Here is a 6,191-nt window from a genome sequence, read left to right as displayed (position 1 = left end):
CTAAAAATCAAGGGAGCATTTAACATGGGTAGAACTACAGGCAAAGCCCAACTGAATGATAACCACCTACTGAAGTAGGTGGTTTAGGGCTGAAAATAAAAAAGCAGCTCTATGCTGCTTTTATTACTATTTACGGTGACCAAGTTTGACATTCCCTTCGGTATCAAACCATAACGCCTCGCTCCTGCGTCTGCCAATTAAAATTGGCCCATCATCGTAAAACAGAAAATTCTTCCAATGCTTTTTGAATATCGACCACTTGGTTTCGATAACATTGTACTTTTCATAACAGAAGTAGACTGTCACGTCATCTTGCCAATCAATGAAATTAAGCAGCTCCTCTGGAAGCGATTCATCATCCGATTCCCATGCTGCCATCCAATCAATGGTCTCTTTCCAATTTGACTCATTCATTGGCCAATCGCCAGAGCTCAAACGATCTGCGTCAGGGCTTTGCGCACTAATGTTTTCTTTCCAAAGCTGAGAGGCTCGTGCTTGATCCATTGGCTTAATAGCCTCTAAATCAGCCTCTGGCACTGGCATTGATTGGTGAGTAAAAATCCATTTTCTTTGGTATTCATCCAAAGGTAAGTACGACATTCGATACCCTCTTAAAGCCTATGCTTTTAGCCAACCATTTGCGGTGGCTTCTTCAATAATTTGTTGCGCTTTTTCCCACAATGCTTGTGAGCCAAATTCAATCTTCTGGTTTACCGTTAAAGCCTGAGTACGCGATACTCCGTGCTCTTTCCAACTTTGCCCTTGGTTATAATAATTCAACAACATAGGGATGATTCGATCTAATGCTTTGCCAAATTTTGCATCGGCAGTTTGCGCAGATTCGAACTCAAGCCAGAGCTCCAACAGCTCCTTGCCTTGATCCTCAGGCAACATCCCAAAAAGGCGGTTCGCAGCTTCAAGCTCTTTAGCCTCTTGTTGCTTCGAAGCCGCCGTGTCATAGACAAACGTATCCCCTGCATCAATTTCAACAACATCATGGATAAGTAACATTTTGACCACGCGAGCAATGTTAACCGGTTCGTTTGCATGCTCTTCCATCAAAATAGCCATCAGAGCAACGTGCCAGCTATGCTCAGCACTGTTTTCCAAACGCCTGTCAGCACTTTTTACTCGTGTTCTGCGTAGCACAGACTTCAGCTGATCAAGCTCCATAAGTAGCTCAAGTTGTTTGTTCAATCGTTCCACAGTCACACGTCCTTCCATTCTGGGTTCATTAGAGCAGTCAGGTTATGATCTTCCCACTGGCCATTGATCAAAAGGTAATTTTTAGCAAAACCTTCTTTCACAAATCCAACTCTTTGAAGTACCGACTCGCTTCGCTTGTTGCGTGGCATGTAGCTAGCCATAATTCTGTGCATATTTTGGATGGTAAACATGTAATTAACAGCAAGCTTTACCGCTCGTGTCATCACACCTCTCCCCTGAGCGTTACTTGCTAGAGAGTACCCTATGCTGCAGGCATGAAAAGGAAAGCGAGATAAGTTGCTAAATGAGACAGTACCGAGCATTTCGTTACTCTGTTTGTCTATGATAAGAATGTAATAGCCTAAACCCATTCGATGCAGTTCATTTAACTTAATCAAACGCTGCGTCCAGCCTGCTTCGGTAAAAAAAGCGTCTTCTCGCTTTGGCTCCCATTCTTTTAGGTGCTCTCTATTCGCGATGAAGTAGTCAGAAATGAGCTTTCCGTCTGTGGGTTCTGCGGTACGAATGACGATATCTTCGTCTGTTTCATAGACCTGAGTTGGCGTGCTTAGTCGTTGCATCAGTTTTTTCGAATCCCGTATTCACGAAGTTTGTTTGCCACTGATGTGTGAGAAACGTTCAACCTTTTCGCCAGTTTTCGGCTCGATGGGAATGACTGATACAGTCGGTCTAACACTTGGGATTCATAGTCTTTCATGATCTCATCAAGCGAACCATCTAAGTTCAATGTCGGGCCATTTGATGACGCAGTTTCAAGCTGAGGAAGGTGGAACAACTCAGCCGTAAGCTCGTCACTCTCAAGTTCAGTCAAGGCACGAAGAACCATATTCTCTAACTGACGCATGTTACCTGGCCACTGATAGCTGACCAATTGATCAATTAAGTCATCTGAAATCTTAGGCTTTGTGATACCTAGTTGAGTGACATATTTGGCAGTGAACAGCTCTAGCAATGGTGCAATGTCATTTGAACGCTCGCGTAATGGTGGGATCTGTAACGTTAAAACATTCAAACGATAGAACAAATCTTCACGGAAAGTACCAGATTCAGCTAAGTCTGCGAGGTGATGACGAGTAGATGCGATCACTCGAACATCAACATGAAATTCGTCCTCCTCCCCTACTCGGCGAAAACGACCATCTTGCAACAGGCGCAGTAATTTGATCTGCAGATGCGGGCTCATCTCCCCGATTTCATCTAGGAAAACGGTACCGCCGTTCGCTTGCTCAAAAATACCTTTATGACCTTGCTCATGGTTGAACGAACCAGGGGCATGACCAAATAATTCTGTTTCAGCGACATCATCCGGCATGGATGCACAACTTAACACCAAAAACGGGTTTGAAGCTCGGTGTGAACGATTGTGGCATGCACGCGCCAACATCTCTTTACCTGTGCCCGTCTCACCCTGTATTAACAGTGGCTGGTCAAGCATCGAAAGCTTCTTCGCTTGGCTCATTAACGCCTTGTGACGGTTTGACACACCCACGAAATGTTCAAAGCCTAGATTGTTATGCAGCGGCAGTAAGTCATCGAACGTCGGTCTTTCTTGAGTATTACGAATGATCATTACAGTGCTTGCGAGCACAGACTCGTCGGCTTCATTGGTGATATAGACAGGCATGATTTCCATCATGTAGTCCAAACCGCCGATGACAATCTCTTCACGTTGACGAGTAATGGTTCCTTCGGCCCATTTAGCGAAGTTGAAGCTCGGTAGTAGCGCACTGATTTGATTGCCAATCATCTCGCTTTCATCGTGACTAAACAACGTTAAGGCTGCCTGATTCGCCATATCAACGTGACCTTTAAGATCAATCGCGAGTACAGGTTCAGGGAGGTTATTTAGCAGTGACAGCAGTTCATTGTTGTGACGTTCGATCGGCATAAACTGAATTTTACGCACGTCTTTGACACCTGATATTCGACGAATTTCAGCCATAAGTTCGCTGAACGTATCAAAATCTATATCAGGACAATTAAGGTAGATGATCCCCGTTACATCAATTTCGATACCACGGAGATCGATGTTTTTGGAAGCAAGAATATCGAGTAATTCACGAGTCAGACCAAGTCTGTCTTCACAGGAAACTTCTAGACGCACGGATTTGTTCCTAACTAAGGTGTCACGAAAAGTTGACAGTAGTTTCTCCTAAGCCTAGATCCCCGTCAAGCACAGCGACATTACTTGTTTCACATTCGCACTATTTGACTGTTATAGCGACGACTTTTTCAACGATTTGTTTACGGATTGCACCCAGTTTTACTTGACGCTCAGAGTGCCATGGAATCGGTCTTAACAGAGCCATCGATTTTAGCCCTAATCGCGCGGTTAAAATGCCCACACCTAAACCTTGCCCAGCCCTCGCCGACACCTTGCCTGCAAGATCCATCGACATTAAATCCATGCTTGCATCAATCGCGAGTTCGCTTGCACCCGCTGCTGCCATGTTGATCAATGTCGCCTTAAACAGCTTCAAGCGCGACCAATAGCCTAACTCAACCCCGTAGATATCCGCCAAGTTATCTATCATTTTGAAGTTTCGCCACGCCACCAGCAACATGTCAGCAGATGCCAGTGGGCTAATCGCAACCAATGCCGCCGATTCCGTCGCATGCTGAGACACCACTTTGGTTGCCGCTTTGTCTTGCTCTGCAACCACCATCGCGTCGTACATATCAAGCACTTCGGCATCGCTATGCGCCGGATTAATACTATTCACCCATCGGTCATAACTTGGTGATGTGCTTTTCACCCCGGACTCTTTCGCGATCGCCTCACAAAATGCTTTGCCTTGACCGACACTGTTTGATTCAAGTAGTGCCTCACTTTGCTCTTGAACACTAAAATGGTTTTTGAGCCGCTTAAGTTTGAATAGCTCTTTGCCAATCGCACCAAGACCTAGCATTGCGACTGTTGAAATAAATCCAGCCCAACCTAATGCTAACCAATCGGCTGTTTGGATTGCAGTCACGACGCTATCTACCGTTTGCCAGCCGACTAGACCAGCAAATGCGCTCACTAATCCTGTCGCTAGCCACCTCGACCCACTTTTAGGGCGAATCACTTGAGTTAAGTTTTCTTCCGCTTTCGTTTCACTGTCGTCTTGTTCAATCTCGACTGGTATAAACGACTCTTGCTCTTCGAAGTGCATTTGTGCCGTTAGCTCAGGCTCTTTGACGTTTGGTGCTTGCTGTAAGCTTTCGCTGAATACCTGTTTTTGTTTTAGTTTGGACGGTTCTCTATCTATCATTTCAGCTTATCTCCGATTAAATACTCCAACGCTTTATCCATTCGGATATGGGGCAATGGCTCATCAGATGAACCTTGCCTCGGCCTAAACGCTGAAAACTCAAACCCTTCGCCTTGCCAATACTCTTGTGAAGGGAGTTTTTTCGGTACCTCTCCAGGAAAGATCGTTAAAGGCGTTTCATCTAATGTCACACCTTGTAATGCTGGATAAGACTGATCGCCTTTAGTAATAAAACCTGCTTGAGTCGCTTGAATCGAAGCAATCGTCATACAGTTCATTTCTATGTTGTCATAAGAGGCATTTTGCCAAGCAGGATGCACCATTTGCTGCAAAAGCGACACTAAATTTGGGTGCTGCTCAGGCGTTACATGGTCAGCTTTCGTCGCCGCAAAGAGTACCTTATCAATACGAGGAGCGAACACCCGTTTAAGAAGGTTGCTCCGACCATATCGAAAACTGTGCATGATTTGCTCTAGAGCATTGCGCATATCATGGAACGATTCATGGCCAGCATTAAGTGGCTGTAGGCAATCGACCAGTACGATTTGGCGATCAAACGTTGAAAAATGGTGTTTGTAAAACGCCTTAACGACTTTTTGTTGGTACTCATGGTAACGAGCCTTTAGCATTCCAATGTTTGAATCTTTCGCAGGCTTCGCGCCTTCGTGTTGCTGACAAGGGAAGAACTGTAATACAGGCGCCCCTTCCAGTTCGCCAGGGAGAACAAAACGACCAGGCTGAACCCAGTGCAAACCAGCCTCTTTGCATGCATACAGAAACTCGGTATACGACTTAGCACACGACTCTAGCGCTTTTTCATCCAGTGGCGCACTTAATTCAAGCTCAGCTAACTTTGCTAACCACGGTTGGGCTAACTCTTTGCGCACTCCTTTTAACGCATCAAACTGACTTTGTGACCACTGCTCATAACTCATATCAAGCAAAGGAAGGTCAAGCAGCCACTCCCCCGGATAATCGATGATGTCGATATGCAGCGTTGAAGTACTACTGAACAGTTTCTTGGTTTTCTTCTTCGGTCGGTATTTAATCGCTAATCGGATTTCGCTTACATCACGAGTCGGCTCAGGCCATTGCGGAGGTTCAGCATGTACCTGTTCCATCGCCTCGTCATACGCGAACCTTGGCACCAGCATATTGGTCTGTGGTTCACGTTTCGCGCCAATCAAGCGATGATCGCGAGCAGCAGAAAACAGCGGCAAATTGTGATGTGTTGAAGTATGAAGGAGTTGGTTAACCAACGAACTAATAAAAGCCGTTTTACCCGCCCTTGAAAGGCCGGTGACCGCGACACGAACGTGCGAGTCCATGCTGCGATTAATTAAATCATTCACTTCTTGCGTAATCTGCTTCATTCACAATCTCTTTGTTATCAAATCATAAGTAGCTTACCGAGTGTAATATTAATCTTATATGAACGAAAAAGCCCCTGATATAAATCAGGGGCTTAATAACAATCGAACTCTGCAAGTTAATCGTCTTCAATCAACTTGTAGATGACAAACAGTGCAATCTCAATCAAGACAAACAGAGCACAAGTGATGGTGACGTATTTCTCGTCGAAAATACTGATGCCATGAAGAATGAGGTCATAACCTACAAAGGCACCGATAACTGCAGCAATAATGATCTGCAAAATCTGGATAAAACGAGGCATTGTTGCTCCTGACGCTAAAATTTAAATTCTTAGAT

The 6,191-nt window shown here is 45.0% G+C and carries 7 protein-coding genes; all 7 read right to left on the bottom strand.

The features are described 5' to 3' along the window. Positions 1–126: 126 nt before the first annotated feature. The gene (locus F0231_RS12590; RefSeq protein WP_171760080.1) at positions 127–600 is read right to left on the bottom strand and encodes a DUF2947 domain-containing protein; all 474 of its coding nucleotides are present in this window, start codon (positions 598–600) and stop codon (positions 127–129) included. An 18-nt stretch (positions 601–618) separates the two neighbouring features. Next, entirely contained in the window at positions 619–1,206 is a 588-nt protein-coding gene (locus tag F0231_RS12585) for an HD domain-containing protein (protein ID WP_171760086.1), read from the bottom strand. Positions 1,207–1,208: 2 nt separating this feature from the next. Next, positions 1,209–1,787, bottom strand: coding sequence for a ribosomal protein S5-alanine N-acetyltransferase (rimJ, locus tag F0231_RS12580; protein ID WP_171760079.1), 579 nt, complete (start codon positions 1,785–1,787; stop codon positions 1,209–1,211). After that, positions 1,787–3,331: a transcriptional regulator TyrR gene (gene tyrR / locus F0231_RS12575; protein WP_171760078.1), complete on the bottom strand. Its 1,545-nt coding sequence runs from the start codon at positions 3,329–3,331 to the stop codon at positions 1,787–1,789. Before tyrR ends, rimJ begins: the two co-directional genes overlap by 1 nt. Positions 3,332–3,431: 100 nt before the next feature. Continuing rightward, a complete protein-coding gene (locus F0231_RS12570) occupies positions 3,432–4,481 on the bottom strand; it encodes a YcjF family protein (RefSeq protein ID WP_171760077.1) in 1,050 nt (349 codons plus the stop codon). Then, positions 4,478–5,854 (bottom strand): YcjX family protein, encoded by a 1,377-nt coding sequence (locus F0231_RS12565; protein WP_171760076.1) that lies wholly within the window; start codon positions 5,852–5,854, stop codon positions 4,478–4,480. The genes F0231_RS12570 and F0231_RS12565 overlap by 4 nt, the downstream gene beginning before the upstream one ends. A gap of 116 nt (positions 5,855–5,970) precedes the next feature. After that, a complete protein-coding gene (locus F0231_RS12560; RefSeq protein ID WP_171760075.1) occupies positions 5,971–6,156 on the bottom strand; it encodes a hypothetical protein in 186 nt (61 codons plus the stop codon). Positions 6,157–6,191 lie beyond the last annotated feature (35 nt).

Origin of the sequence: Vibrio sp. RE86 (assembly GCF_013114545.1) — a bacterium.
GTDB lineage: Bacteria > Pseudomonadota > Gammaproteobacteria > Enterobacterales > Vibrionaceae > Vibrio.
Note: the sequence above shows the minus strand (reverse complement) of the source record. Positions and strands in the feature narration are given on the sequence as shown.